This window comes from Jeongeupia chitinilytica (assembly GCF_014652315.1).
Classification (GTDB): domain Bacteria; phylum Pseudomonadota; class Gammaproteobacteria; order Burkholderiales; family Chitinibacteraceae; genus Jeongeupia; species Jeongeupia chitinilytica.
This window is the reverse complement of record NZ_BMYO01000002.1, coordinates 34,440-60,244: the sequence shown is the minus strand read 5'-3', so window position 1 is coordinate 60,244 and position 25,805 is coordinate 34,440. Positions and strand designations below refer to the sequence as shown.

The window sequence follows — 25,805 nt, the reverse complement described above, 5'->3', positions numbered from 1 at the left end:
GCAATCCAATACCGTGCCCTGCACCCGCCCGAAGCGTGCAGAACCGAATGACCACAATTTCATGTTGGTGCCGTTCGCTACCCGGTCCGCGAACGGCACGCCGTCCCCTGCCGGGGAATCGGCCGGTGATTCATCGTTACAAGGCCGAAGCCAGCCGAAGGCATGCGCCCTCGGCAGGAGATGTCCGCGCGACTCAGTCCGTGCCGTATTTGGGCGAATGCGGCCCGTACAGCATGCCGTTCGGGCCACCGGCCGACAGCATGCGCACGCTGGTCAGACCGGCGATCGGATACGCGGCATCGGTGACGTTGTTGGCGATTTGCTTGATCGCTGCGGTAATCAGCATGCCGAGCAGACCGTTCGACGCGTTGTTGCCGTTTTCGCTGCTCGACGCCGATGCGGCGCCGGTCCAGAGCACGTCGCCGGTCTTCAGATCGACCAGCTTGGCGTTGGCGGCAACGACCGTGACACTGTCGAGGACCACATAGCTCGTCCCGTACTTGGTCACGGTGACGTAGAGCGCAGCGTCGGCGCCAAAGATTTCCCTGAGCTTGGCCGGCGCGACACCGTGAATTTCGGCCGGCAGGCCCAGACCGTTCTGCTTGAATGTTTCGTCGACCAGCGCCACCGGCATCACGTAGTAGCCTGCTTCGGCCAACGGGAAGGTCATCTGCGACAGCATGCCGTAGCTAGCGTTGACGTCAGGCGATTCGTTCAGTGGCGGCAACACCAGGATCGAGCGGGGCTTGCTTTGCTTGAACGCGGTGTAATCACGCGCAGCCTTCTGCGGCGTGGCGCATCCTGCGGCGAGCAGTACCAGCGACAGGCACGCGATCAGCTTCATTGCTTTTTTCATGATTCGTGCACCTTATTGCTGGTATTTCTTCAACAGGAAGTCCATATAGGCCACGGATTCCGGGAACAGCGCCTTCTCGGTATTGAACTGTTGCACCGCCTGGTCGCCCTTGCCGATCCCGGCATACAGCATGCCCAGATGTGCGTGATATCCCGGTGGCGGCATTGCGCCATTGGCACGGATTTTCTGGAAGCCCTCTTCCAGCGCGGCAATCTGCGTTTCCGGCGCGTCGCCCTGGAAATGCTTGTAGACCTGCTGCTGATATCCGCCCCACTGGTACAAGGTTTTCGGTGCGGTATTGCAGCCGGTCAACAACATGCCGCCGAGCAAGGCCACGGGCAGCACATGGCGCCCCATCCGTTTGGCTGTCATCTCATCACTCCCTTTTATTGTCTGGCCGCTTACTCTTTGGCAGGATTCCAGGCGCCCGATTCGGTCGCAGCAACCAGCTTGTTCACCGCCTCGCGCATCGCCAGGTCGAGCACCTTGCCGTTCAGCGTCGAGTCGTAGCTGGCCGTCCCGCCAAAGCCGATGACCTCTCGGTTGGACAGGCTGTATTCGCCGGCGCCCTGACTCGAATACACGACTTCGGACGTCGCGATATCGACGACGTTGAGACTGACCTTGGCATAGGCGATCTGCGATTTGCCGCGTCCCAGAATGCCGAACAGCTGCTGGTCACCGATTTCCTTGCGACCGAACTCGGTTACATCGCCGGTGATGATGTAATCGGCCCCCTTGAGCTTCTGGGCCTGCTTCTTGATCACGGCTTCCTGCTGCAGCTCCTTCATGTTGTCGCGATCGAGCACGTTGAAACGATTGGTCTGCTGCAGGTGGGTAATCAGGATCGTTTTGGCCTGCCCGCCCAGCCGGTCTACGCCATCGGAAAAAATGCCGCGCATATAGGCCGAGCGGTTGTCGAACTGTCCGACCGCAATCGGCGTACGCACACCGGTATAGGGCCGGCTGGCGCTTTCAACCTTCGGCACGGCCAGCGCGGTCGAGCTTTCGGTTGCACATCCGGATAGCAACGACGCCGCAGCGGCCACGGTCCCCAGCAATCTTGTCATCTTCATTTTCAACTCCTCCTGAACCCGTTCTTTGGTACGGCGCGTCAATACTGATAGACCAGCTGGAAGCCGGTTGTCGGCTTGCCGTCGCCGAAACCTTCCGGACGATAAAGCGGCCAGCCGACGAACACGTCGTAACTGACGCTGCCGGCAACACCGCCGGAGCCGCCCCGTAGTCCCAGCACCGCGCCGGCCAGTTTTGTGCCTGGCAGATGGATCGCATTCGGGCCATAGACCTGACCGTAGTCGAGCCCGACGTAGAGCGATTGCCCCGAACGCCACAGCGGCACGCCAAGCTCGTTGCGCCAGTAAAACCCCTTCTCCGCGGTCAGGCTGCTCTCGCCGTCGAAGCCGCGCACGGTGAAACGGCTGCCGATCGAGAGGTCGTCGGTGAAATACAGCGCATCCCTCGTCGTCTGGCCATGGAAGGTACCGGTGTACTGCAGCGGAACATCGGCAACCCTGAACGGCAGCACCAGTGTCGCGTCGACGCTTTGCAACTGGTAATAGAACGTCGGGACGTTGTCGCCTTCGGCAGGGAAATCCTGCATCGCACCGAACCACGGCACGCCCTTGCGCCAGGCGCCGGTCAGGTCGAGCTGTGCCTGTCCCCAGAACCGCCGGTAGTTGAAGCCGACCTCGGCAAAGCTGTTGGCGCGGCGCTGCACCTCGATTTCGGTATCGTCGATGAAGCTGTGGCTGATCCGCTTGCCCGTCTGGGCCTGCAGCGAAAACTGGGTCGACTGGTCGCGGTAGACCAGCCGGCTGACGCGCACCGCCATGTTGTCGGAGATGCCGCTGGAGACGAAATCCTGCGCGACGCCGGCGATCGTCTGGTGATAGCGCGATTCGTTGGCAGTCGCGGTCAAGGTCCAGTAACCCCACGGCACCGAGTAATACATGCTCTTGCCCAGCGTCCCCAACCCGCCGCGGTTGACGTCGGCATCGTGGGTGTAGCCGATATTGAGCAGATCGTTCAGGCCCAGCGGATTGTCCAGCGACAGCGACACACCGGCCTGAAGCTTGCCGGTGGCATGCGAACCGGTGTCATCCAGCGTCGCGACGACTTTCCACGGCTTGCCACGCTTGATGGCAATGACGACATCGCTCTCGCCGGCAACCTTGCCCGGGACGATCTGCATGTCGACATCCTGACTCGGGACACGCTTCATTTGCTCCAGCCCCTGCTCCAGATCGCGCAAGTTCAGCAACCGTCCTTTTCCGGTCGGGAAGGCGCTGCGCCAAGTGCCGTACAGCGACGGATCGGCGAAGCGGATTTCGCCAATCCAGCCCGGCATGACCGTCAGCGCCAGCACACCGGTGGACAGGTCCTGCTCGGGGACCAGCACACGGCTGGTGATGTAGCCATGGTCAAGCAGTTGCTGGGTCAGCTGCTTGGCGACGTACTCGACGCCCTTTGCGCCGATACAGCGCCCTGCATAACCGTTCGCAGTCTGCCTCAGCCAGTAGAAATCACCATCGAGCAATCTTCCCGCCCCCGTCAGCTGCAACGCATCCAGCGCATGCGACGGCACATCCAGTGCGACCAGGGTCACCGGGAAGCAATTTTTCTCCACCGGAAAGGAATCACCGGATGCAGCCACCTCGGGAGTCGGCAGGACCACGCGGGGTTCGCTGAGCCGATCCTGACGTTCCTGATCCTGCTGCCGCTGCTGCTGACGGATGATCTGCTCGTCGCCCTGCGGAATTGCATATGCAAAATGCGTAATCAACGAGAAAGCAGCCATCCACAGACCACACACCCGGACGGGTGCCCAACCTGCCTTCCCGTTCCCCGCAACACCCGCTTTACCCACTGACATAACGGTACTTTGACTCAACGACCACGCAATTCAACTTGGCAACATGGCGAGCCTCCTCGCACATGCCCCGTCAATGCCTACTGCACACCGACCAGAACGAGGTGACGGCGTCACCGTTTCGCCCGTCGGGCAGACAAGCCTCGCCAACCACAACAAACCAGAAAGAACCCAGTAAATTAGTAAGAAAAATACTACATCAAAGCTTATGGTTTTTATAAATCTTACAGAATTCTCGTGTTGCATTTAGGTAAAAATATGCTAAATGTCTAAGCCAGAAAAGCAGACACGGTGTCCAGCTGGAAGTTCCAGAGGCCTTACCCGCAAGAAAAAACAGGAACGAGCCAGTCAGAATTGACACTCATTTTCATGATCGCCTTCTGAACACGCCTGCCAGAATTACACGCATGCAGCCTCACAAACCGGGCACCGAAATCCGCCGGCTCTTCTCCGATCAGGGGGCCTGGAGCAGGCGTTGACGCTACGGGCCCAGATCGAATTGGCCAGTCGAATCCATCAGGCGAAAACGCCCCCAACTCGGCTCGCTCCTATTCAAACTGACCATCCAGTGCTGCTCCGAAGCCTGCGCGTCCAATCGTTTTCGGGCGTCACATGCCATCGGCCTTCATCCTGATGCCGGGTAGTACGTTCGCGCGTCTCGAACCGGAGCTGTTCGATCGCTTGTCGGAAGTGGCCTTTGCGTCCGGCTTGCCGCTGCTCGCCGCCAAGCCGAAACGGGTGCAGGCAAAGTCGGACGGCCTGCCGCTGGATCAGTACAAACAACGGCAAGTTCCGCGGCAGTTCGAACCGACCTGATCGGCACAGCCGCAGCCCCATGCCGACGGCGGCCCATACGGCCAAGGCCTTCGCCCAAGCTCGGTTGGGGCTGAATGATGTCGATCCCGCACACGATCTGCCTGCGGATCACACTTACAAGACTGGATGTGGACGAAACCGATTCCGTCAGCCGGACCATGCTGCTCGACTGCGTGCGGTTGCACCTCCGGCCCGTCAGCGGGGCCCGAGGCACGCTTTCGGAAAGCGATTTCGATCTGATCGTCCCGGCGTTTTGGCTGCGCGAGACCGGCGGATCCTCCGGCCGACGCGGCTGTGCTGCGAGTTGCAAGCACAAACCCAACTCACTTGCCGGGACCGCGAAGATAGGGTGATCGACAAGCATGGGCCAAAGACGCTGGCGCGTTACTATTTCCGCAACGCCGGGCTGACTGCTGCGACAGCAGGTCCAGCAGCAGCCAGCTCGGCCGAGATTCCCTTTTACGTACGGATCAACCAATGGGTCAGCGAAGTGCTCAAGGAACAGTCCTGATGCGGGTCAATCCCCGATGCTTTGCCTGGGCACGTGGTTGCTGGCAAGGATGGCAAGCCTTCTCGGCCCCAATGGCTCCCCGGCATGGCTGCCGGACAATCGTCGGAAAAATGAAACGGGCGCAACAGCCTGACTCGGAAGGCGCCGGGTAACACCGGGCGACACGACAGAACGCTTTACAAGATCAACGGGCTGTCACCCATCGCACGCCTGACACTACGACATCGCCGCCCTCTCGGGAAACCACGCCACTGACTGGTCCGCGGAACACCCTTCGCAACGCAGAATTGTCCTCTGCCGAGCGGCTGTTGTGGCGGGAGGTCACTGGGCAGGTCGCCTGACAAAAATAATCAAATTATCATTTAAAATCAATTATTTACACCAACATATCGATCTATTCAGTCAACCAGAACTTAAGCCCCATCCCCTTCCTGCGCACATGTTTACGCCGCTTGTTTCTCAGATAGTGATGCAATCGCCATTCTTGTGACACTGACGGCAACTGATCACTCGCCCAGAAATCGGCTCGAGTGCACGCCGAAAAAACCTGACAACAAAAATACGGTCAATCGACACAATTTAAAAAAAAGATAAAATAGCCAGCAACAATCAAGAAAGAACAACATAAGCAAGCAATGATTCTCAATCTATCGATCCTGATCGGCTTGGCTGTACTGTGGTTGGGTCTGCTCGGCTTTGTGATCCCGTTCAACGCCGGTGCAATGTCGGCGCCTTCACTGTTTGCTTTGCTGGTGTTGCCACCGATGCTGTTCGCGCTGGGCATCGCGTGCTGGCGCAGCTGGAAGACCAAGCGGGAAGCGGCAAAGCAACAGGCGGATGTTGATGCCCAAGCCAAAGCGCAGGCGGACCGGGTTGCCCAGGCCCGCCAGACCCACGATGCCGAGCTGCATGAACGTCAGCATTTCGCCGAGTGCCGGGCGGTCTGGGCAAATGTTGTCGCCGAATCGATGCCGGCGTGGTGCGATACCGCGCCCGCGCAAGCGCTGTGGACTCAGGGCGCACCGATCGCCGAAGTCTCCGAGCGCACTGCCGCCATTGCCGAAGCGCTGAGCGAGACCCTCGCCAGCGCCATAACGGAGACCCCCGCTCTGGCCTGGCTGCCGTTGTATGTCCTGCCCGGTCAGGGGCAGGATGGCCGAGCCCTGCTGGAGCAGGTCAGGCTTTCACTCCACGATGCGTTGATCGAAGCCGGCCACGATGAAGCAGCGACCACGGCCTGCAAATTCCTGCCCGGCAACGGCAGTCTCAACGACCGGGTGATTGCACTGTTGCGCAACGATCCGACGCAGCCGGGTCTGCTGCTGCTGGCGTGCGATTCGCCACTGGCAGAGCAGCCCGACGAAGACGAGTTCGAGCCGCTGGATCCGCAACAGGTCGAACTGCAACGCTGGCATGGCAAGCCGGGCCAGGCCGTCGTGCTGCAGCTGTTTACGCGCGCCGGTCTCGCAGCGCCCGTAGTGACCGCCGATACAACGAGCGATGAAGCGGATCCCTACCAGCCCTACTGGGAACGTGACCATGGCCGAAAGGACGATGCGTCGGGCTGGGGACGGGTCCCTGGACAATACCGTGCCGGCCTGACCGACCTGCCGCCGATTGCCCGCATCCACCTGAGCCGCGAACTCTACAGCGACAGTGCACTGCCGACAGGCAACAAACTCAGCCAGCAGCTGCGCGCCACGGTCGAAGGCGCACTGATCAACGCCTGCCTGCGGCCGTTACCGTTCGATCCGGCCGAATCGGGTGACGACCGGAGCCATACGCTCGCATGGCTGGCGCACAACTGCGGTGGCGTCGACGTCGGCGGATCGCGGTTGGCCGCGGTTGCGACGGTGCTGAGCTACTTCGAATCCGAACTCAATCCGATCAACGACGCCAGCAACGTCGTCACCGAATTCGGCGACGTCGGCGGCGCACGCAGCGCCTTGCTGAACGCCATCGCCATCACTCAGGCGGCGCAGCTGCAACAGCCGGTGCTGATCGCCGAGTTTGATGGCGAAACCCGGATCGTCAGCGGCGTGGTCAGCCACGCCCTTCCCGAGGAACAAACCACATGAAGAAAGTGATCCGGCTCGGCGATCCGACCAGCCATGGCGGCTCGGTCGTCAGCGCTTCACCCAACGCCAAGGCCATGGGCAAGGCGATTGCCCGGCTCGGCGATTCGGTCACCTGCCCCGAGAAGGGACACGGCAGCGTCACCATCGTCGAAGGCGATCCGAACTGGCTGATCGACGGCAAGCCGGTCGCGCTGGAAGGCCACAAGACCAGCTGCGGCGCCACACTGATTTCCACCGTCCCCAATGTCGCCAAGGGCTGAGTGCCTTTGCTCGGAACCGAACTCAATGGACAACAACCACAACGCCCGCCTCGAACTGCTGCTCGCTCCGATCAGTGCCGACTCCCCCGCCGGCGAGGACCTCGGCTACTCGCCACTTTTTGACGCGATTCGCGAAGCACGTCGTGCCGACGACCCCAGTCTTGATCTGGGCGACTGGGAATCCAGCCGCAAGACGGCCGAATGGAGCAAGGTCCGCCAGCTGTGCGACGACGCACTCGCCAGCAAGAGCAAGGATCTGCAGCTGGCCGTCTGGCTGGCCGAGGCGCTGACCAAGACCGAAGGCTTTGGCGGCGCCGCCTTCGGTCTCGACCTGATCGGGGGCTTGCTGAACCGCTTCTGGGAAACGCTCTACCCCGAATTCGACCCGGATGACCTCGACGAACGGATCGGCAAGCTCGAATGGCTCAACAGCCAGCTCGGCCTCGCCCTGCGTCAGGTCGCACTGGTCTCGCCGCAACACGGCGGCTACGACTGGTACCGCTGGCAGGAGTCGCGCGAAGTCGAAAACCTCGGCCTGCGCGACCAGGATGCCCGCTCCCGGGCAATTGCCGAAGGGAAGCTGGCCGGCGACGTATTCGACAAGGCAGTCAACGCCTGCGGCGCCCCCTGGTTTGCACGTCTGGTCGGCGAAATCGAAACAGCACAAACGGCGTACGGCACGCTCGACAAGCAACTGGACGAGCGCTTCGGCTACAACGCACCGAGCCTGGCCGAAGTGCGCGATGCCCTGAGCGCGATTGGCGACGTCGCGCGTAGGCTGCTGGAACAGTGCGGCGGCACGGTCGTCGCCGCGCCACCGCCGGCCGCCGCCGTCCCTGCGCCCGCAACCGAAATCGCCCCCTTTGTCCCGCCGACCGCGAGTACGCCGATGAACACGCCGCAAGCCGCAGTGAACCACGGCCCGGTGACCACCCGCGCCGATGCCGTGCGCCAGTTGCGCGAGGTCGCCCGCTACTTCCGTACCAACGAACCGCACAGCCCCGTCGCCCTGCTGGCCGAACGCGCCGCCAAGTGGGCCGAGATGCCGCTGGAAGAATGGCTGAAGACGGTGATCAAGGACGATTCGACGCTCGGGCAGCTGAAGGAATTGCTGGATATCCGCGCGAACGACTGAGCCTGTTCAGCGCCAAAACAAAACGGCCCTTCCGGGCCGTTTTGTTTTGTGGTCAACCGGCGATCAGCTCAGCTTCACCTTGATCTCGTCGCCCTTCACGCTCACGGCAATCTTCTTCACCGGTTTGGCCGCGGCCAGACGGCCCAGCAGTTCGTTGGAGATTTTCGCCAGCACCGTCCGGGTCAGGATCGCGTCGGCATCGCGGGCACCACTGTCGACGTCGAAGCAGCGCGAGGTGATCAGTTCGACCAGTTCGGCCGGGAACTCGACCTTGGCGTTGTGATTGGCTTCGATGCGGCGGCGGATCTTGTCGAGCTTGAGCGCGACGATCTTCTGCAGCACTTCGTCGCTGACCGGGAAGTACGGCACGATGGTCAGCCGGCCGAGGAAAGCCGGCTTGAACACCTTCTGCAGCGTCGGGCGCAGCACTTCGACCAGATCGTCGGCGCTCGGATCACGGTTTTCGTCGCCGATCGTCACCCCGCCCTCGACTGCGCGCATCACTAGATCGGTACCTGCATTCGACGTCAGCAGGATGATGGTGTTCTTGAAGTCGACCTCTCGGCCTTCCGAATCCTCGAGCACGCCCTTGTCGAACACCTGGAAGAACAGCTCGAGCACGTCCGGATGGGCCTTTTCGACCTCGTCGAGCAGCACCACCGAGTACGGCTTGCGCCGCACGGCCTCGGTCAGCACGCCGCCTTCGCCGTAGCCGACGTAGCCCGGTGGCGAGCCCTTGAGGCCGGAAACGCTGTGCGCTTCCTGATACTCGGACATATTGATCGTGATCAGGTTGCGCTCGCCGCCGTACAGCGCCTCGGCCAGCGCCAGCGCGGTTTCGGTCTTGCCGACGCCGGACGGGCCGACTAGCATGAACACGCCCTTGGGCTTGCTCGGGTCGTCGAGGTTGGCCTTGGCAATCTGCACCCGCTCGGCGATCTGCTCGAGCGCATGGTCCTGACCGATGACGCGCTCGGCCAGCAGGCCGGCGAGTTTCTGTACCTGTTCAAGTTCGTTGCTGACCATGCGCCCCAGCGGAATGCCGGTCCAGCCACTGATCACGTCGGCGATGACGTTCTCGTCGACGCATTCGAATGCCAGCGGCAGGGTCTTGTGCAGCTCGCGCAGCTCGTTGCGCTTGGCTTGCAGCGGGCTGATCTTCTTGCCCTTGGCCGGCTTGGCGCCGCCACTGGTTGCGGCAGCCCTGAGCTCATCGATTTCGGCCACCAGCGCCTGCTGCGCCTGCCATTTTTGCTGCAGCGTTTCCAGGTCGGCGCTCAGCCCTTCACGCTGCACCTTCAGTTCAGCGATCCGTTCGGCGTGGCCTTCCTCGGTTTCGAGCGTGGCCAGTTCACGGTCGACGTTGCCGATCAGCGCTTCGACATCCTCGATCGGGCCGGGCCGACCGGCACGCGAGAGCGCAACGCGGGCGCAGGCGGTGTCGAGCACGCTGATCGCCTTGTCCGGCAACTGACGGCCGGCAATGTAGCGGCTCGACAGAATGACCGCTGCGGCCACCGCCTCGTTGAGGATCTGCACCTTGTGGTGTCCCGCCATGGCTTCGGCAATGCCGCGCACCATCTGCACGGCAATCTCCGGCGCCGGCTCGTCGACCTTGACGACCTGGAAGCGCCGCGCCAGCGCCGCATCCTTCTCGAAGTACTTCTTGTATTCGGCCCACGTCGTCGCCGCGATCGTGCGCAGCTCGCCGCGCGCCAGCGCCGGCTTGAGCAGATTGGCCGCGTCGTTCTGGCCGGCCGCACCACCGGCACCGATCATCGTATGCGCTTCGTCGATGAACAGGATGATCGGCACCGGGCTGGCCTTCACTTCATCGATCACCTGCCGCAGCCGGTTCTCGAACTCGCCCTTGACGCTGGCACCGGCCTGCAGCAGGCCGAGGTCGAGCGTGCGCAGCGTCACCCCGGCCAGTGCGGGTGGCACCTCGCCGCGGACGATCTTCAGCGCCAGCCCTTCGACGACAGCGGTCTTGCCGACGCCGGGCTCGCCGGTCAGGATCGGGTTGTTCTGGCGCCGGCGCATCAGGATGTCGGTCATCAGCCGGATTTCGGCATCGCGGCCGAGCACCGGATCGATCTTGCCGGCGCGTGCCTGCGCGGTCAGATCGATCGTGTACTTGTCCAGACCGGGCGAGCCGCGCTTGCCGGCGGCCGGCACGACGATCGGATCGCTGGCCTCGGGTACCGAATCGCTCACCGCGTTGCCACCTTCCTCGCCGTGGCGGCGCAGCGCCGCATAGCCCTGACGCAACGCCTGACGGTCCAGCTTGGCCAGCGCTGCGGCGGCGCCGTTGATCGACGCGCGCAGCCCTTCGTCGTCGAGCAGTGCCAGCAGCAGATCGAGGCTGGAAATCTCCTGTTCGCCATGCTCGGCACCGGCGATCAGCCACGCCTTTTCCAGCCAGCGCGGCAGCCAGCTCGACAGTACCGGATTGCGGGTATTGCCGCGCTTGAACTGTTCGAGCGTACCGTCGAGCTCGCGTTCGAACTGTGTCAGCGGGACACCACCGGCGCGCAGTGCGGCCGTGAAGGCGTTGTCGGTCTGGTCGATCAGCGACAGCAGGACGTGTTCGATCTCGATCTCGAAATGCGTACGGGTCACCGCGCGGTTGGCGGCGTCTTCGACCGCCGCGCGTGCTGTCGGCGTCAGCTTGGCAACCAGGGCTTTCAGGGGCGTGGGCATGGTGGATTCTCGTGTGGATGTCGTTATGGGTCGGTATGTATCAGTGCAGCAGCGTGTAACTCATCTCGTCCGGATCGGACTTCGGCATGCTGGCAACCAGCCAGGCATTGCCACCGAGCCGCAATGGCGAGGCGTCGTTCAGGACCGGTCTGGGGGTGTCGCGCCTGTCGAGCACCAGCCGCACGTCGCACGCCAGACCGTGACCGAGCGCGAACTGCAGCAGTTGCTGCAAGGCATCGGCCCCGGCGCCACCGGGCAGCAGCGCATCGAAGCGGGCGCGACGCAGCGGGCCGAGCCTGAGCTCGACCTTGGTCTGCCGGTCCCAGATCCGACTGCCGGCAAACGCCGACAGGCCCAGCTCGCAACCGGACTGCCCGAGTTGCGTCTGCTCGTCACGCGGGACGTCGATCCACTGGCCGGCAAACTGGCCCAGCTCGGCCCGTACGTCGAAGAAACCCTCGATCAGGGTCACCAGTGCCTGGCTCGACAATGGCTTCTGGCTCAGCAGGCCGGCGTAGTAGATGAACAGCGTCTCATCGAGACCGTTCTCGCCACCGAGCCGGTCGCGCAGTCGCGACAGCCCAAGCCCGGCCAGATCGAGCAGGTTGCGCGAGAAACCTTCGGTTTCGCCGGCCTCGGCCGCGAGCCAGAACCGGTACTTGCGCCACGCACCGTAGAATAGCGAGATCGCGCGATGACTGAACAGGTCGAAAAAACCGTGCAGCGCGGTATCACGGAAATGTGCCCGCCGTTCGATCAGCAGCTCGGTATAGCTGGTCGGCAGCACGCCCGACGGCCCGGTCAGGCCCATGAAGGCGACGCCGAGTTCATCCGGCGCCCCGGCTTCGGCATCGTCGTTCGCCGGCTGATAGCGCGTCAGTTCGCTCGGCGGAAACGACAGCGTCGCCAGCGTGCGAAACCGCAACTTGTCCGGTAGCGGCCCGCGACGTTTCCCCTGCTTGTGTGCGGCCAGCGACAAGAGCCGCACCGCCTGAAAAAAGCCGTATTGCGTCGCGTCGGCGGCGATTTCGCCGCTCAGATCACGATGGCTTCGCCCGCGCGTGCCGGCCATGCCGCCACCTCCTCGTTCTGTTGCACCGTGCGCACGCGCAAGCGGCTGAAACTGTTCGGCGCGCAATACAGCGCGAAAAAGCGCTCGAGCACGCTGGCAAACAGGTAAATGCCGCCGCCGACGTAATAGTCCTCGTCCAGCGTCAGCGTCACCTCTGTCCCGCGGACGAAACCGGAGAAATCCCGCCCGGCGACGCGCGTCACCGCGGCCTGGCTGCTGATCGCATGCAGGCCCTGGATCTGCCGGTTGGTCACCGGCGAATCGGTCAGGTTGTACAGCGCCAGCATTTCCTGCAGCGTGCTCTTGCCACCGTCGATGATCGACAGGTAGTTGAGCGACAGATGCGAAATCAGGCGCCACTGCAGGCCACGCTTCAGCGGCGCGCGCAGGCTTTGCGTCGGCTTGCGCAGCAGCTTGACGCGCTTGACCACCGAATGGCCCGGAAGCGAAAAATCGGTATGCGTGCCGGACTGGCTGCCGCCGAACGGAATCTGCTCGGGCAGGTCGCGGTTGCTGCACAGCAGCTCGAGGCTCAGCACCTCCGCCGCCGGGCGCACCGGGTTGAAATCCAGATCGACCAGATGCAGCTCCAGATCGCTGCCCTTGTCGCCGGCCCGCGGCGATGCCTCGCGGCTGGCGTGCCAGTAGAAGCGCGGCCCGCCCTTCTCGCCGCCATGGCGGATCGCGTAGAACGGCAGCACCTCTTCGCTGCTCTCGCTGGCACCGGTCTTTTCGACCCGTACCACGCGCGAAATCTGGATCACCTCGTACGCCGCCTGCTTGCGGCTGTCGGCCAGCACCGGGTACGACGCCTTCTGGTGCGTCACACGGATCGGCTCGCCCGGCTGGGTGAACAGGTTGACGATCGGCGTGCAGCCGAGCTTGAAGTGGTTTGCCGCCAGATGATTCAGCAAGCGCGCATGGCGCTCGGTCTCCGGGTACTGGCCGATCAGGCACTGGATCACCAGCTTGCCGCCGACCAGCCGCGGCGCCACTTCCCCAAGCCGGGTGACATCGACGAACAGGAACTTGTCCGGAAAGCTGAAGTACTCGGTGAGCAGCCGGTAGCCGACAAAGGAGCGCGCATCGTACTCGAGCACGCCTTCGTCGCGGCCGAAACCGACCGGCTGGATGCAGCCGCCCGGCAACTCGCGCGTGCGGGCCGGATCGTCGCTGCCGTCACCGACGCGCACGCGCTGGGTTTTCGACAGCAGCAGCTCGTACAGCAAGTGCATCAGCGCCGGTTCGCCGTCGAGGAAGAAGCGCAGCGATTGCAGATCGATCGCGGCAACATCCAGATCGCCGTGCGTTTCCAGTTCCAGCGTCAGCACTGCCGCCGCGTCGGGCGCCATCCGCCGCAGATGCCCCGAACCGCTGGTCAGCTCGAGCCGCGCGCTGGCGAGCGACAGCGGGTACAGGTCGACCGGGTAGCAGCTGCGGAACTTGCATACGACGCCGCCCATCGCCGGCGCATGCACCGGCTGCTGCCGCGCTACCGTATAGCGCTTGGCGATTTCGGGCCGTTGCGGGTCGCATTCGAACTGCACGATTGTCGTCGCCGGAATCGGCCGCAGATAGTGCGGATACAGCACGTCGAGAAAACTCGACGCGATCTCCGGGTACTCGTCATCGAGCTTGCGATGGATGCGCGCGGCCAGAAACGCGAACGACTCGACCAGCCGCTCGGTATGCGGATCCTCGCACTGATCGCCCTCCATTTGCAGCCGGCCGGCGATTTTCGGGTAACGCTGGGCGAATTCGCCCGACAGCTCGCGCAGATAGCCGAGTTCGCGTTCGTAATAGGGAAGCAGGGATTCGAGCATCAGTTTGAAGCGGTAAAAATGAGGGTCATTGTGTTTTCGAAGACTTGATTACGGCTTGGTCCCGCAACGCGCGTGCATTTTCCTCACGCAAGCGCACGCTGGCGATAAAACGCTTGAAATCCGGCAACGTGGCTTCTAGCGACTTTGCAGGTTGGTTGTTCATGATCGGGTCAGCATCGTAGGCAAAACCGTTCAACTCTGCGGCCACAGCCGGAACCATCAGGTCATCTGCCAAGCCGCTGAAACCGGCATCCACGTGATAAATCTCGCCCTGATTCTTCCGTATCTCGATATAGGGCTGACTTTTCTTATCGCGCCTTTCGATCCGAATGCGACCATCAGGCAGCTTCGTCTCCTTGTACGGCTTGGCATGAAAACCGGTCAGCACGCCCTGATAAGGTCCGACAGGCAACCATTCCATCGGTAAAACCAAGGTCTTCGTCTGCAGCTTGCCCATAAGCCCGGCCAAACCCTTGACCGCGACATCGGTCGCCACGCCTTCGCTGCCATCGACATTGGTCTTGAACTTTACCGTATACAACACGCCAGGCTCGCCTTTCACCCGAAAGGTGGTCTGGTCGTTATAGGGAAAACCGGATACACCGCGAATAAAACCGAATGGAATACAGAAACCGGCCTCTGGTGGGATTTCGCCCAACTTGCGTGTCTGAAAACGCTGCACGAAAGCCCTAGCCTCTTCTATTGAAGTATGTTTTTTGAATGAAAACTCGTAGAGGTATGGGGGCCGCAGTACCTGTACGGACTCGTTTGCCCAGAGGAAACTGTCGTGATCGATCCAGGTGGCCTTTGCAGCCAAGGATTCTTGAATCCAGTCTTCCATTTGCTTGACCTGTTCGCGACTAATTCTGATATCCGATTCAGTCGGCGTCGGATTTTCAGGGTTCTCTACATGGTTGGGATCCGTTTCGCTGCGCTGTTTTGCGTGAATGGCTTCCTGTAGTCGCTCCTGCCGGTCCTTGAGCTTTTCCTGCAAGTCGCGCACGTTAGCATCCCTTGCTTCGGTGGAATTGGCCAACTTGACAAATTCAGTGTGAGTCAAATCGCGTGCCTCCACGACTTTTACCCATGCTTCGCCGATATCGATGAGGTCGCCGCGCGTAAACAGGTTCTTCTCAAAACCGGGGCTGCCGCCGATGGCGACTTCGATCGGACCGGGCAGATCGATCAGGTGATAGCCGACGCACTCGGTCTGCCACCCCTGCGGCGGCCGATAATCCTGCTGCACAGCCAGTTTCCGGTCGTAATTCGGAGCTTTGGTGTCGGCCGGCGGCTCGCCGCACGCCGGCAGCGTGGCGCATAGCAATAAAAGCGGCAGAATAGAACGCGACATCAAACGACCCCCTGTCCAGTATCGGGCATAGGCCGCACCGCCAATTGGCTATCGTGGGTATTCGCCGGCATGCCTTGTTGGGCGAGTAACGACAGATTCATTCCGGAATAATTGTTTTCGCCTGCCGTCCACAACACCGGCAGCGCGACAATGAAGCCTGCGATGTTTCGAGGCAACTTGACGTCGGGCATTGGCCGCTTTTCGTCGTCCAATAGGCCAAGCAACGGTGGATCCCAAAAGCGCGGCTCCCACGGATGGATAATTGCCAGTTCCCCGCCTTTAGCAGGATCAAACGGATTGACATACCGCCAACCTGGCCACAACGAAGCACCACGCTTTCCCTTGACCAAATTGACCACCTCTGGCGAAGTGCCTGCCGGAGGCCGATTCATTTCCTGAAATGCACTGTCGTTGCGAGGAATGAATGGAAACGAAGTTTCATAGGTGGCGGCATTGGCCTGCGCACGCTTTTGAATTGCCTTCCAGGTCGCCGGATCAGCCGGTTTTTCCAATACCCCCGCCAATTCATTGGCCGGCCGCACCTTGCCACTCAGGCCAAAATGCTTCTTCCATAGGTCCACCCGCAATTGGTGGATCGCCGGGCTGACCGGGATCGGTGTGCCGCCGGTGATCGGCTTGGTCGTGCCCTGCGTGCCATCCTTGACCCAGATCGCCAGCTCGGAATCTCGATCACCCTGCAGGCTGCGATCGTTGATGTTGGCGCTCCCGAGCACGGCAACCAGATCATCGGCGATGACCAGCTTGCTGTGCACATAGATCTGCTCGGTCACCGGCTTGCCGTCGAGCATGTCCCAGTTGCGCAAGTTGAGCAGCGTGAGGTAATCCTTCCAGTCGTGCTCAAGATCCTGCTCGAGCTTCTCGATAGGCATGGCGACCACCTTGTCTCTCGCGGCACGGAGGCTTAGCCCAGGCGTCTTGTCCATCAGGCGCTTGACGCAAATGGCCCCTCTGATCCGGTTGATCAGGCTGTAGCTCCCTAGATGCAAGGATTGTTGCGTCAAGAACACCTGGGTCATGATGTTGAGCGTGTCCAGGGTGCCTTCCGGATGAACCGGCAACACCATGTAGACGTGGAAGCGCTCGCCGCGATTGATGGCGAACTCGATCCGTCGAGCTAGCGCTTCGCCGACCCGATTAAGCAGCGTGGTCTGATCATTCTTCATCTTCAGCGTCGCCTGAACCTGAATCCACAGGCCAAGCACCCGCTTGAACTCTTGGCAGAAGGCATATCCTTCGCGGGTATCCTGCAATCGACGCAGTTCGTGATAGTTGATCAGCGTGATATCGCGATTTACCAGTGCTGCATCCACATTGAGCAACTTGCGATAACGCTGATAGTTGGGTATCCGGGTGAAGTCCACCTGACTCCCCATGGGGCCGGAGAGCACCCGAGGGTTGTAACGGTCGAAATCGCCGTGCTCGCTCTGGAAAAACTGCCCTTCGATATAGAGAAAATGTTTGGCTTTCTCGATCACGTTGACGATGGCTTTTTGGCAATTATCCTGTGCCAGTCCGCTACCAAAACGTTCGGCCGATGCCATGCCCGGCGCCTTGCTCAGTGCGTCCTCCTCGTCTTTGAGCAACTGACGCGGCGCACTGCGCAGTACTTGTACTGTGAAACTACCGACCGGCGGGGCACGTTTGGGTAGGAGAGCCTCGGGGATGTAAACAGGCTTGGGCTGCGGGATCGGCGCTTGGCTGACCAGCCGCTTGATCCAACCGGCGATCGCCTGATTTTTGTAATCCCGATTCAATCGGCCCTGAATCGAGTTCCAACGCCGGACAAAGTTCATTGAAAGGTCATAGACGGAAGGCCCTTCCACTTTTGAATGAACGTCCTGCCAAGGCATACGTGGCTGCTTACTGGCATCGAGCATCTTTCCACCAGGAGGCAGTAGTCCGAATGCCGGATTCATCAAATACGAGTAAGACGTTTTTTGCTGGTCGCTCAGATGCATCAATGCCGCATAAACTTGCATCCCCAGTACACGTACTATTCCCGCCGCCTCATCGGTGTACTCGGAAGGCAGATCACTCAAATCACAATTGTTCAACCAGCCAAAAACAGCACCGGCAGCATTGGTGACATAGCCCCCGCCCAGCTGTCGCAGATTCTCCAGGCCTTTACGCCACTCTTTTGGTAGTTGCGCGTACGCGAGCCCCGCACGGTCTATGACTTCATCAGTCACCGCATTGCTGACCTTGGCCATCGCTTCGGACACGATGCTCGGTTTCCGCAGCCACTCGCCGAACTCTTCCCGACTCTTGTTGAAATTGGCTCTGAGATCGTCGGATGTTACCGCATCGCGCATGGCGCTTATGCCACGAGACACTTTTGACAGCGAATCCCCTTCCATCAACGCGGAAGAAAAAAGTTCGGCCGTAGTCAAATAATGGCGATACTTGTCTGGATCCAGATCGAACACGGGAGGGATGCAACTGTTGTACATCTCACGTCCCTTTCGTCCGGCACTGTCTGCTTTCAGACTGAAGGCATTATCGTCGCGTCGTCCGTAAGCCAGATCGATACCGCCAACATAAGCGTACTTATTGTCGATCACCACCAGCTTCTGGTGATGGGAAAACCCCATCGCGGCGCTCCCCATATCACTTTGCTCGATCGCGGGCATGCAAAATGCCCGTATCGGACCTGGCAATCCGGCATTCAGCAAGAACACCGCCAGCATCGTCTCGAAATCGTTGGTATCCAATCCCGCCTTGGGTGAGCACCATGGCATGATGTAAATTCGTACTGCGGGATTCTTCAAAGCCTTGGCAAGACAATCAAGCAGCCGCTTTCCCGGTGTTAGCAGTACGTCGAAATTGATCTGCCAGCCGGTGATGAAAATGCTTTTCTGGGCATTTTCGATTGCGGCTGCCACATCATCGTAATAATCCTTGCCCGTGGTGAAGAACTGCACCTTGTTGCCAGGACGGTCAATGGAAAACGCAGGCCCTTTGAACGTAGCTGCGGCAGCTGGATCATTCTTGATTGCAGAATCGGTCGAGAAAACAGTTGTCGCCGGTTTGCCGTCCAAAAGGGTAACCGCATTCACTTTTTTTCCAGAACTTCCGGATACCGGGTGCTTCGGACCTTTACACATCAACTTCCCTTTTTCCATTTGGCCAGCAGGGATTCCGCACTGCTCAGTTCGTGCGCCCTGGTCGCTCGACGAACATCCAAGGGCGAAGTGCCGGATAGTTTTCCATCCTGGATATCGTCTGCGTAGTCGAGTGCACCCAAGGCGTGCATCAGTTGCTCTTCCTCGGTCCAGCCAGCCGATTCCGCCACCATGTCCAGCTTTGCAAGCTGGCCCGCGCAGGTAATCCACAAGCATCCCGGACTTTTGCAGTGCTGCTCCGCCAACAGCTCTTCCTGTTTGGCGTCGAGCACGATCTTCCCTTGATCGTCGCTCACGCCTTCTGCAAGGACGTCAGTCTGATCGGTAATCCCGGAAAGGAAGTCCGTCAATACGGTAGGGCGCACGATTTGCCAGGGCATTTGCGCCAACGGATGACCGTGAGGACCCGGTATATCCATCAACCGTAAGTCGAGCTTGAATGGTGTCGGCTCCAGATCAATCACGGGAAACTTCGGCAAGACAACATTCGTACTCGCAGGCCCTTCGAGGCTATGACTCGCGCCCTTCACGTCGATCTTGCCCGGCGCATGAATCTCGATGTTGCCACCCTTGATCCGGATGTACGCCCCGCCCGAGGTCAGCAGGATTTCCTGCTTGGCGTTCCAGTTGATGTGCTGGTTGGCCGCCTGCTGGATGTCCCTGGCCGCATTGATCTCGACGTTGTCGCTTTGCGCCTGCACCTGGACCTTGCCCTTGGCGGCGATCAGCTTCAGCGCGATCTGGTCTTTGACGCCGGCGACGAACAGGCTGATGTGTTCGCCGACGTTGTGCAGCCAGCGCCGCCCTGATGTTTGTTGCGTATCGCGCTGGGCGATCAGGTCGAGGTTGCTGCCGGCGGCGATGGCCTGGCTGTTCGGGGTGGTCTGGGCGAGGCCGGCCGGGGCGCTGACGACGATCAGGGCTTGCTGGCCGGCTTGCTCGCCTTTGCCATCCTTTGACACGTTCGTGCCATTGGCCCAGCTCTTGAGGGCTTCCTTCAGGTGGTGCAGATGCCCCTGCTGCGTCTTGCTGGCCTTGGCATTGTCCTTGACGGTTTCGGGGCCGGTTTCGACGGTGTCGGCGAGCTGGTGGGTGGCGACGTCGCCAAGGCTGCTGGCCAGCTCGAAGGCAGCGTCGAGTTGCGACTGCGCCTGGCTGCGGTCGAGCTGGTTGCCGCCGGCGCCGTTGGCGGCTTCGGTGGTGATCAGCAGGCCGTTGGCAGCACGGATCGCGCCGTGCCGGTCGGTTCTGAGTTCGAAGCCTTCGCCGCGCGGGGTGCCTTTACCGTCGCTACGCGAGTGGATCAGGAAGCCCTGGTTGAGCTGGGTCTTGCCGTGCTCGGAACTGAGCTTGGTGCGGACTTCGCCCTGGGTGTCGTCGAACAGCAGTTCGCCGTACTGGCCACCGCCGTGTTCCTTGGTCTTGATGCCGGAGAGGGTCTTGTTCGCAGGGAGTGAGCCGGCGCCGCTGAACGCCGGGACCGGGTGGCTGCCGTTGTAGACGACGCCGGTGACCAGTGGCCGGTCGATGTCGCCTTCGAGGAAGTCGACCAGTACTTCCTGCCCGACGCGGGGAATGAACTGGTGGCCCCAGCCGGCACCGGCCGAGGGCATGGCGACGCGCAGCCAGCAGGACGACTTGTCGTCGAGATTGGCGCCATACTCGGGGTGTTCCTGAGTCCGTTGCCAGTGGAACTGCACCTTGATGCGGCCGAGTTCGTCGGTGTGCACTTCACCGTCACCGGGGCCGACCACGGTAGCGGTCTGCATGCCGCGGCTGGTGGGTTTGCCGTGCGGTGCATAGGCCGGCGTCAGCGGGATGCCGCGGCGCTGGGCATCAAATCGGGCATTGAACGGTGCGGCTTGCGTGCCGGCGGCGAGCTTTGCGCCCTGCAGCGACGGCAACAGCCGGGCCAGCTCGTCCGGCAGGTTGTTGCTGGCAGTGAAGCGCACGCCGGTGACAGTGAATTCGCGGTCTTCCGGGGCGTCGAAGTCGTGCGCCGGATGGTCAAGCAGCGTGAACCACCGGCCGGGCTCCAAGCTGCGCACCGTGGCTTCGCCGCTGAACCCCTTCTTGTTCAGGTCGTGCGCCTGCTGGCGCAGCCGGGCGTAGCGATTCAGGTCTTCGCCGTCGCTGCCGTAGTACAGCGTTTGCGGGTCATAGTCGTCGAGGCTGACTTCAGCTTGTGATCCACCACCCTGCTGGGTGCCACTGGTGCTGGCGGCGTCACCGGTGCGGGTCGGCTTGTAGTCGAAGCTGGTCAGGCTGGCCTGGCCGGGGCCGAGCTGGCGTTGCGAATCCCAGCCGGTGATGGTGTCGTCGGCTTCGGTCGCGTCGGCGCGGTGGAAGCGGATGCGCGCTTGTGCCAGTTGCGGCAGCGCGTAGGCGTCGTCAAACACCCGCATCGTCACCATCGGCGCCTCGCCGCCTTCATGGGCGAAACGGTAGCTCAGGCCCTCCTCGGCCAGCAGGCGCTGGATGAAGTCGAGGTCGCTCTCGCGATACTGAAGGCAGTAGCTGCGCGGGGCGTAGATCTGGCCGAGTTCGAACTCGACGGCGAAGTGCGACTGGATGACCGCGTTGCGGCCCTGATGCTCGGCAACGATCGCCTTGACGATGTCGGGAACCGACTGGTCCTGGAACACCCGGCTGGTGCGGCGATGTCGCAGCAGCGCCAACGGCGGTTCGATCGTCAACCGGTAGCGAGCAAAGCCGCCATCCGAGCCCAGCGATTCGGCCGTGGTGACAATGCCGGCACGGACCACGCTGCCACCGTCGGCGGTCTCGATCCCCAGTTCCGCCGGCTGGCCCAGCAAGGTCTTGAGTTCGAGCTCGGCATCCGGCGACAGGCACTCGAGTGCGTAGCGGTACGGTCTGGACAGCGCTTCATCGGCCTGCAGCTTCTGCGGCAGCAACTGCTCGCCGAAGGCGCCGCCCTCGCCCAGTTGCAGTGTCAGTAAACGCTGGTCCTGACTGAACGCGCTGGCAAACGCAGCGAGCAGCTGGTCGAGCATCACTTAGGCTGGAAAATCGATCTTGGCGGCGTGGCGCGGTTCGTCGGTCACGACCTTCACCTTGATCTTGCTGGCCGAAACACCGAGGTTGACGAGTTCTTTCTTGGCATTGTTGGCGCGGGCCATTGCCGCGGCCTTGGCGTTGCCGATTTCCTTGCGATTGCAGTAGCCGGTAATGACGATGGTCTTGGCCGTCACGGCCTGCGGCAGCAGCAGTTTGACCTGCGCTTGCGCCTGGTCATCCAGTTTGACGCTCTGGGTGGCGAAGGCCAGCAACGAGGGGTCGACCGCGTTGGTCGCCGCATCCTTCGCGACCGTGGTCGCCTTGCTCTTGGCCGCATCGGTCGCATTGGCCGCAGCAGCGTTGGCCGCCGATTTTCCCCATGGGCCCACGGCTTCTTTCGCCGGCGGATTCTGCGTGCAGGCGGACAAAAGGATGGCAGCAGTCAGGACAGCCAGGCGAAACATAAAACCTCCGGAAAAGTAAAAGCTTGGCCCGCCGTCACGGCGGGCCATTGCAACCGCGATTAAGCGATCGTCTTGTTGGCGGTCAGGTCCCAACCCGAGCTGACGTTGCCGCCGCCCGAGCCGTCTTCACGCTTCTGCTGGGTGTAGGTCCACTTGATCTTGCCGTAGCTGAAGCTGACCTTTTCCTGCGGGAAACCGCTGTCGTTGGCCGAGCCGGTCGGTTCGACCTTGGAAATCAGCACCTGCTCGAGCTTGACTTCCATGTACTTGACCTTGTCGCCGCCAGCACGGCACAGCTCGATGGTCACTTCCTTGATGTGCTTGCCGGTGCAGCACGCTTCGTAGATCTTCGGGCTGGCCTTGTCGAGGAAGTGCTCGATCTCGTACACGCCGTGGTTGACGCGCTCGGCGGTCGCACCACCGGCCGAGCTGGCCGTGGCTTGCGCCGGCTGCTCGATCTTGTGCGCAAACGACTGGATCTCGATCCACTCTTTGTGCTTGTCGTCGGTGCTTTCGCCGGGGATGCCGTCGATTTTCAGAAAGGCGTCGAATGCCATTGATTGAAACTCCTGGTAGATGGATGTGAATTACTCGGCGATCCGCTCAGCGCGCAGCCTTGGGCAGCTCGGCAACGAGCCGGAGCGAAATCGTGAGTTCGTCGAGCTGGAAGTGCGGGCGCAGGAAGGCCGCGGCGCGATACACGCCCGGCTTGCCCGGTACCTCGACCACGTCCACGCGGGCCTCGCGCAGCGGATACTTCGACTTGGCTTCCTGCGAAGCCGAATCGTCGAGCAACACGTACTGCGCCAGCCAGGTATTGAGGAAGTCCTGCACGTTCTGGCGGGTGGCAAAGCTGCCGATCTTGTCGCGCATGATCGACTTCATGTAATGCGCGATCCGCGACACGGCGAAGATGTACGGCAGCTGCGTCGACAACCGTGCGTTGGCGTTGGCCGAATCGGTGTTGTAGGTCTTGGCCTTCTGTACCGACTGACCGCTGAAGAACGCCGCGTAGTCGGTGTTCTTGCAGTGCACCAGCGAAATGAAGCCCAGATCGGACAGCACTTTCTCGGTCCGGTCGGTGATGGCAACTTCGGTCGGGCACTTGAGTGCAACTTCGCCGTCATCGGTATTGAAGGTATGCGCCGGCAGACCTTCGACCAGACCGCCGCCTTCGACGCCACGGATTGCAGCGAGCCAACCGAACTGCGCGAATGCATCGGTCAGGCGGGCGGCGTAGCCGTACACCGCGTTGGTCCACAGGTACTTGCTGTGGTCGGTACCGTCGACGTTTTCTTCGAAATCGAAATCCTCGACCGGAACGGTGTCGCGGCCGTAAGGCATGCGGCCGAGCACGTGCGGCAGCACCATGCCGACGTAACGCGAGTCTTCCGATTCGCGGAACGACTTCCATTTGGCGTATTCGACGGTGTCGAAAATCTTGGCCAGATCACGCGGCTTGCCGATATCGGCAAAACTCTCCAGGCCGAACAGGCCCGGGCTGGCCGCGGTGATCAGTGGTGCATGCGCCGACGCAGCCACGTGCGACAGCTCGTCAAGCAGGTAGAAATCTTCCGGATGACGACCGAACTCATAGTCGCCGACGAGGCCGGCGTACGGTGCGCCACCGAAGGTGCCGTATTCCTCTTCGTAGATCTTCTTGAACAGCGCGCTCTGGTCGAACTCCGGCGATGCCTTGAAATCCTTGACGAGATCCTTCTTCGAAACGTTCAGCACCTTGATCTTGAGCTGGGTGCTGGTTTCGGACTCGGACGTCAGGTACTTCAGGCCGCGCCACGATGCCTCGAGCTTCTGGAAGCTTTCGTGGTGCATGATTTCGTTCAGCTGCTCGGACAGCAGCCCGTCGATCTCGGCGATGCGCGCATCGATGCTGGCGGCAAGGTCCTTCGACAGTGTCACCGTACCGGCCAGCACCTGCTCGACGAGCTCGCCGATCAGGTCACGCGTATAGCCTTTCTCGTGTTCGTTGGTGGCAATCCGGCTCTGGTCGATGATGGCATCGAGCAGGCTCGACGATTCGGCGACAGCAGCGACGCCCTGCGATTGTTGTTCGGTTTGCATGCTGATGGCTCCGGGCTCAGGCGTTCGGGTCTTGCGGGCGGCTCTGGCTGATCTCGCGCAGCTTGTCGGTGTCGCGGACGATGTCGTCGAGCAGTGCTTCGAGCTTGTCGTTGCTGACAAGCTTGTTCTTCAGATCGGCAAGGCGTTTGCGGGCATCCAGCAGCTTGGCCAGCGGCTCGACCTGCTCGACCACCTTCTGCGGTTCGAAGTCGGCCAGTTCGCTGAAGTTGAGTTCAACGCCGAGCTGGCTGCCGTCCTCGGCCAGCTTGTTGTCGACGCGGTAAGCCAGACGCGGCGCCATGCCCTTGAGCACGTCGTCGAAGTTGTCGCGGTCGATCTGGACGAACTTGCGCTCCTTCAGCTTCGGCAGCGGTACCTTGCTCTGTCCGGAGTAGTCACCGAGTACGCCGAGCACGAAAGGCAGCTCCTTGGTCTCGATCGCATCGCCGACTTCCACGTCATAGGTGATCTGCACCCGCGGCGGGCGGACACGTGACAGCTTTTTCTGAGTGCTTTCCTTACCCATTTTCCCCACCAGTCCCGGTTAGTTTTTCACAAAAAATTAATTCAAACATAGGTAAATCAAAATTTACAAGTAAGATTTGAAACGATATTGCGTAATGAATCGAGTTTGAGCGTCGGGTCGGCCAGCTGCCGGCCGAGGATGTAAGCCGCCTCCGCGTAAGACTGATGTTTGGACCACGGCGCCTCGGCATCACCGGCGTCGAGGACCGACAACGGCGCAGGCGGCAAGCCCCAAAGCAGGGACATCAGCCTGTCGGTGAAGCGCGACGGCGAAATCGCCAGGTAGCGTCGCCCCTGCAGTGACACCGTCAGATAATGCGGATCCAGCCCGACGTGATCGCGCGTCGCGGCCTGATACAGCGTCAGCCAGGTGGCCAGCCCCAGCGTTTCCTCACCCGGACCATCGGGCAACGGCAACAGCATCGCCTGACGCGGTGCACTGCCGTCGTAGCGGCGAACGAAATCACCGTGGAACGCGAACGCCAGCAAGGTTGCTTCGAGTGATGCGCCACTGCCGCTGGCGGCAAGACGATCGTCGAGCTCGCGGGCCGAGGTCTGTCGCAAATGCCGCTCGAGCACCTGCCCGGCAAGATCCAGATCGGCGCCGGCACGGCCGTTCAGCGCCAGCTGCGCCTCCAGGAACTGCCGGCAAGCGAGCATCTCGACCGAGTTCTCGACCGCGCTGGCGAGCTGGTCGCGCAGGCCGGCAAAGAACAGCTCGTTGGCCAGCACCAGCAGCGACAGGTTCTGCGCGCCCTGGTCGAACGGCACGATGGCGCCGGCAACCAGCGGATAGCAGCGCCCTGCCTCGTCCCGACTGGGCTGCAGTACGCCGAAAAAGACCCAGCGCCGGTCGGCCGACACGTAGAAGAATTCGCTCGCCTCGGCAGCCAGATAGCGGTCTTGCCAGCCGGGCTGCTCGCTCGCCCAGCTCAGGCTCGCCGCCAGCAGCTGGTCGAACTCGATCGCGACCGGGTGCGATGCATTGACGCGGACAAAATCGCCACGGCGCGGCAGCTTGCCGAAAATCGCGTATTGCGGCGCAACCACCGGGTTGCGCATGAAAGTGATAGCCATC

General features: G+C 61.6%; 21 protein-coding genes. 6 read left to right on the top strand and 15 right to left on the bottom strand.

Annotated elements, in window-relative coordinates; genetic code table 11:
• Window positions 1-193 precede the first annotated feature (193 nt).
• Genes IE097_RS03455 through IE097_RS03440 form a run of 4 tightly spaced genes read right to left on the bottom strand, consistent with a single transcriptional unit; the run spans window position 194 to window position 3,674 of the window.
• Window positions 194-856, bottom strand: coding sequence for a DUF799 domain-containing protein (locus tag IE097_RS03455; protein WP_189458758.1), 663 nt, complete (start codon window positions 854-856; stop codon window positions 194-196).
• Window positions 857-868: 12 nt separating this feature from the next.
• Entirely contained in the window at window positions 869-1,228 is a 360-nt protein-coding gene (locus IE097_RS03450) for a DUF4810 domain-containing protein (protein ID WP_189458757.1), read from the bottom strand.
• A gap of 29 nt (window positions 1,229-1,257) precedes the next feature.
• Window positions 1,258-1,932: a CsgG/HfaB family protein gene (locus IE097_RS03445; protein WP_189458756.1), complete on the bottom strand. Its 675-nt coding sequence runs from the start codon at window positions 1,930-1,932 to the stop codon at window positions 1,258-1,260.
• Between the two features lie 38 nt (window positions 1,933-1,970).
• A complete protein-coding gene (locus IE097_RS03440) occupies window positions 1,971-3,674 on the bottom strand; it encodes a ShlB/FhaC/HecB family hemolysin secretion/activation protein (RefSeq protein WP_189458755.1) in 1,704 nt (567 codons plus the stop codon).
• A gap of 684 nt (window positions 3,675-4,358) precedes the next feature.
• On the opposite strand from IE097_RS03440, the gene IE097_RS03435 reads away from it, so the two are divergent.
• The 6 genes from IE097_RS03435 to tssA all read left to right on the top strand — a co-directional run bounded on the left by IE097_RS03435 (window position 4,359) and on the right by tssA (window position 8,546).
• Window positions 4,359-4,562, top strand: a complete 204-nt coding sequence (locus tag IE097_RS03435) for a hypothetical protein (protein ID WP_189458754.1) — start codon at window positions 4,359-4,361, stop codon at window positions 4,560-4,562.
• Window positions 4,563-4,636: 74 nt separating this feature from the next.
• A complete protein-coding gene (locus IE097_RS03430; protein WP_189458753.1) occupies window positions 4,637-4,915 on the top strand; it encodes a hypothetical protein in 279 nt (92 codons plus the stop codon).
• Entirely contained in the window at window positions 4,912-5,073 is a 162-nt protein-coding gene (locus tag IE097_RS03425) for a hypothetical protein (protein ID WP_189458752.1), read from the top strand. Before IE097_RS03430 ends, IE097_RS03425 begins: the two co-directional genes overlap by 4 nt.
• A 635-nt stretch (window positions 5,074-5,708) precedes the next feature.
• Window positions 5,709-7,151, top strand: coding sequence for a hypothetical protein (locus tag IE097_RS03420; RefSeq protein WP_189458751.1), 1,443 nt, complete (start codon window positions 5,709-5,711; stop codon window positions 7,149-7,151).
• Window positions 7,148-7,411, top strand: a complete 264-nt coding sequence (locus IE097_RS03415; RefSeq protein WP_189458750.1) for a PAAR domain-containing protein — start codon at window positions 7,148-7,150, stop codon at window positions 7,409-7,411. Before IE097_RS03420 ends, IE097_RS03415 begins: the two co-directional genes overlap by 4 nt.
• A gap of 25 nt (window positions 7,412-7,436) precedes the next feature.
• Entirely contained in the window at window positions 7,437-8,546 is a 1,110-nt protein-coding gene (gene tssA / locus IE097_RS03410; RefSeq protein WP_189458749.1) for a type VI secretion system protein TssA, read from the top strand.
• A 63-nt stretch (window positions 8,547-8,609) separates the two neighbouring features.
• Here tssA and tssH read toward each other — a convergent pair whose 3' ends face one another.
• From tssH to tagF, 11 genes are read right to left on the bottom strand one after another with little or no spacing between them, the layout of a single operon-like run.
• Window positions 8,610-11,249 (bottom strand): type VI secretion system ATPase TssH, encoded by a 2,640-nt coding sequence (gene tssH / locus IE097_RS03405; RefSeq protein WP_189458748.1) that lies wholly within the window; start codon window positions 11,247-11,249, stop codon window positions 8,610-8,612.
• Window positions 11,250-11,289: 40 nt separating this feature from the next.
• Window positions 11,290-12,321 carry a type VI secretion system baseplate subunit TssG gene (gene tssG, locus IE097_RS03400; RefSeq protein ID WP_189458747.1) on the bottom strand — a complete coding sequence of 344 codons (1,032 nt, stop codon included), beginning with the start codon at window positions 12,319-12,321 and terminating at the stop codon, window positions 11,290-11,292.
• Entirely contained in the window at window positions 12,285-14,144 is a 1,860-nt protein-coding gene (gene tssF / locus IE097_RS03395) for a type VI secretion system baseplate subunit TssF (RefSeq protein WP_189458746.1), read from the bottom strand. Before tssF ends, tssG begins: the two co-directional genes overlap by 37 nt.
• Before the next feature lie 25 nt (window positions 14,145-14,169).
• Complete coding sequence (locus IE097_RS03390; protein ID WP_189458745.1) at window positions 14,170-15,495, bottom strand: hypothetical protein; 1,326 nt, start codon at window positions 15,493-15,495, stop codon at window positions 14,170-14,172.
• Window positions 15,495-18,572 carry a phospholipase gene (locus tag IE097_RS03385; RefSeq protein WP_189458744.1) on the bottom strand — a complete coding sequence of 1,026 codons (3,078 nt, stop codon included), beginning with the start codon at window positions 18,570-18,572 and terminating at the stop codon, window positions 15,495-15,497. Before IE097_RS03385 ends, IE097_RS03390 begins: the two co-directional genes overlap by 1 nt.
• 47 nt (window positions 18,573-18,619) lie before the next feature.
• Window positions 18,620-21,655, bottom strand: a complete 3,036-nt coding sequence (locus tag IE097_RS03380; protein WP_189458743.1) for a type VI secretion system Vgr family protein — start codon at window positions 21,653-21,655, stop codon at window positions 18,620-18,622.
• Window positions 21,656-22,120 (bottom strand): OmpA family protein, encoded by a 465-nt coding sequence (locus IE097_RS03375; RefSeq protein ID WP_189458742.1) that lies wholly within the window; start codon window positions 22,118-22,120, stop codon window positions 21,656-21,658.
• A gap of 59 nt (window positions 22,121-22,179) precedes the next feature.
• On the bottom strand, window positions 22,180-22,677 hold the full coding sequence (locus IE097_RS03370) for an Hcp family type VI secretion system effector (protein ID WP_189458741.1): 498 nt from the start codon (window positions 22,675-22,677) through the stop codon (window positions 22,180-22,182).
• Between the two features lie 46 nt (window positions 22,678-22,723).
• A complete protein-coding gene (gene tssC / locus IE097_RS03365; protein WP_189458740.1) occupies window positions 22,724-24,202 on the bottom strand; it encodes a type VI secretion system contractile sheath large subunit in 1,479 nt (492 codons plus the stop codon).
• A gap of 16 nt (window positions 24,203-24,218) precedes the next feature.
• Window positions 24,219-24,728 (bottom strand): type VI secretion system contractile sheath small subunit, encoded by a 510-nt coding sequence (gene tssB, locus IE097_RS03360; protein WP_189458739.1) that lies wholly within the window; start codon window positions 24,726-24,728, stop codon window positions 24,219-24,221.
• Window positions 24,729-24,784: 56 nt separating this feature from the next.
• The gene (gene tagF, locus IE097_RS03355; protein WP_189458738.1) at window positions 24,785-25,804 is read right to left on the bottom strand and encodes a type VI secretion system-associated protein TagF; all 1,020 of its coding nucleotides are present in this window, start codon (window positions 25,802-25,804) and stop codon (window positions 24,785-24,787) included.
• Window position 25,805: the final 1 nt, after the last annotated feature.

What these genes read in the sequence shown, in the direction of transcription:
- IE097_RS03455 (WP_189458758.1), bottom strand. Translation starts at nt 856, where the DNA reads ATGAAAAAAGCAATGAAGCTGATCGCGTGCCTGTCGCTGGTACTGCTC.
- IE097_RS03450 (WP_189458757.1), bottom strand. Translation starts at nt 1,228, where the DNA reads ATGACAGCCAAACGGATGGGGCGCCATGTGCTGCCCGTGGCCTTGCTC.
- IE097_RS03445 (WP_189458756.1), bottom strand. Translation starts at nt 1,932, where the DNA reads ATGAAGATGACAAGATTGCTGGGGACCGTGGCCGCTGCGGCGTCGTTG.
- IE097_RS03440 (WP_189458755.1), bottom strand. Translation starts at nt 3,674, where the DNA reads ATGGCTGCTTTCTCGTTGATTACGCATTTTGCATATGCAATTCCGCAG.
- IE097_RS03435 (WP_189458754.1), top strand. Translation starts at nt 4,359, where the DNA reads ATGCCATCGGCCTTCATCCTGATGCCGGGTAGTACGTTCGCGCGTCTC.
- IE097_RS03430 (WP_189458753.1), top strand. Translation starts at nt 4,637, where the DNA reads ATGATGTCGATCCCGCACACGATCTGCCTGCGGATCACACTTACAAGA.
- IE097_RS03420 (WP_189458751.1), top strand. Translation starts at nt 5,709, where the DNA reads ATGATTCTCAATCTATCGATCCTGATCGGCTTGGCTGTACTGTGGTTG.
- IE097_RS03415 (WP_189458750.1), top strand. Translation starts at nt 7,148, where the DNA reads ATGAAGAAAGTGATCCGGCTCGGCGATCCGACCAGCCATGGCGGCTCG.
- tssA (WP_189458749.1), top strand. Translation starts at nt 7,437, where the DNA reads ATGGACAACAACCACAACGCCCGCCTCGAACTGCTGCTCGCTCCGATC.
- tssH (WP_189458748.1), bottom strand. Translation starts at nt 11,249, where the DNA reads ATGCCCACGCCCCTGAAAGCCCTGGTTGCCAAGCTGACGCCGACAGCA.
- tssG (WP_189458747.1), bottom strand. Translation starts at nt 12,321, where the DNA reads ATGGCCGGCACGCGCGGGCGAAGCCATCGTGATCTGAGCGGCGAAATC.
- tssF (WP_189458746.1), bottom strand. Translation starts at nt 14,144, where the DNA reads ATGCTCGAATCCCTGCTTCCCTATTACGAACGCGAACTCGGCTATCTG.
- IE097_RS03390 (WP_189458745.1), bottom strand. Translation starts at nt 15,495, where the DNA reads ATGTCGCGTTCTATTCTGCCGCTTTTATTGCTATGCGCCACGCTGCCG.
- IE097_RS03375 (WP_189458742.1), bottom strand. Translation starts at nt 22,120, where the DNA reads ATGTTTCGCCTGGCTGTCCTGACTGCTGCCATCCTTTTGTCCGCCTGC.
- IE097_RS03370 (WP_189458741.1), bottom strand. Translation starts at nt 22,677, where the DNA reads ATGGCATTCGACGCCTTTCTGAAAATCGACGGCATCCCCGGCGAAAGC.
- tssC (WP_189458740.1), bottom strand. Translation starts at nt 24,202, where the DNA reads ATGCAAACCGAACAACAATCGCAGGGCGTCGCTGCTGTCGCCGAATCG.
- tssB (WP_189458739.1), bottom strand. Translation starts at nt 24,728, where the DNA reads ATGGGTAAGGAAAGCACTCAGAAAAAGCTGTCACGTGTCCGCCCGCCG.
- tagF (WP_189458738.1), bottom strand. Translation starts at nt 25,804, where the DNA reads ATGGCTATCACTTTCATGCGCAACCCGGTGGTTGCGCCGCAATACGCG.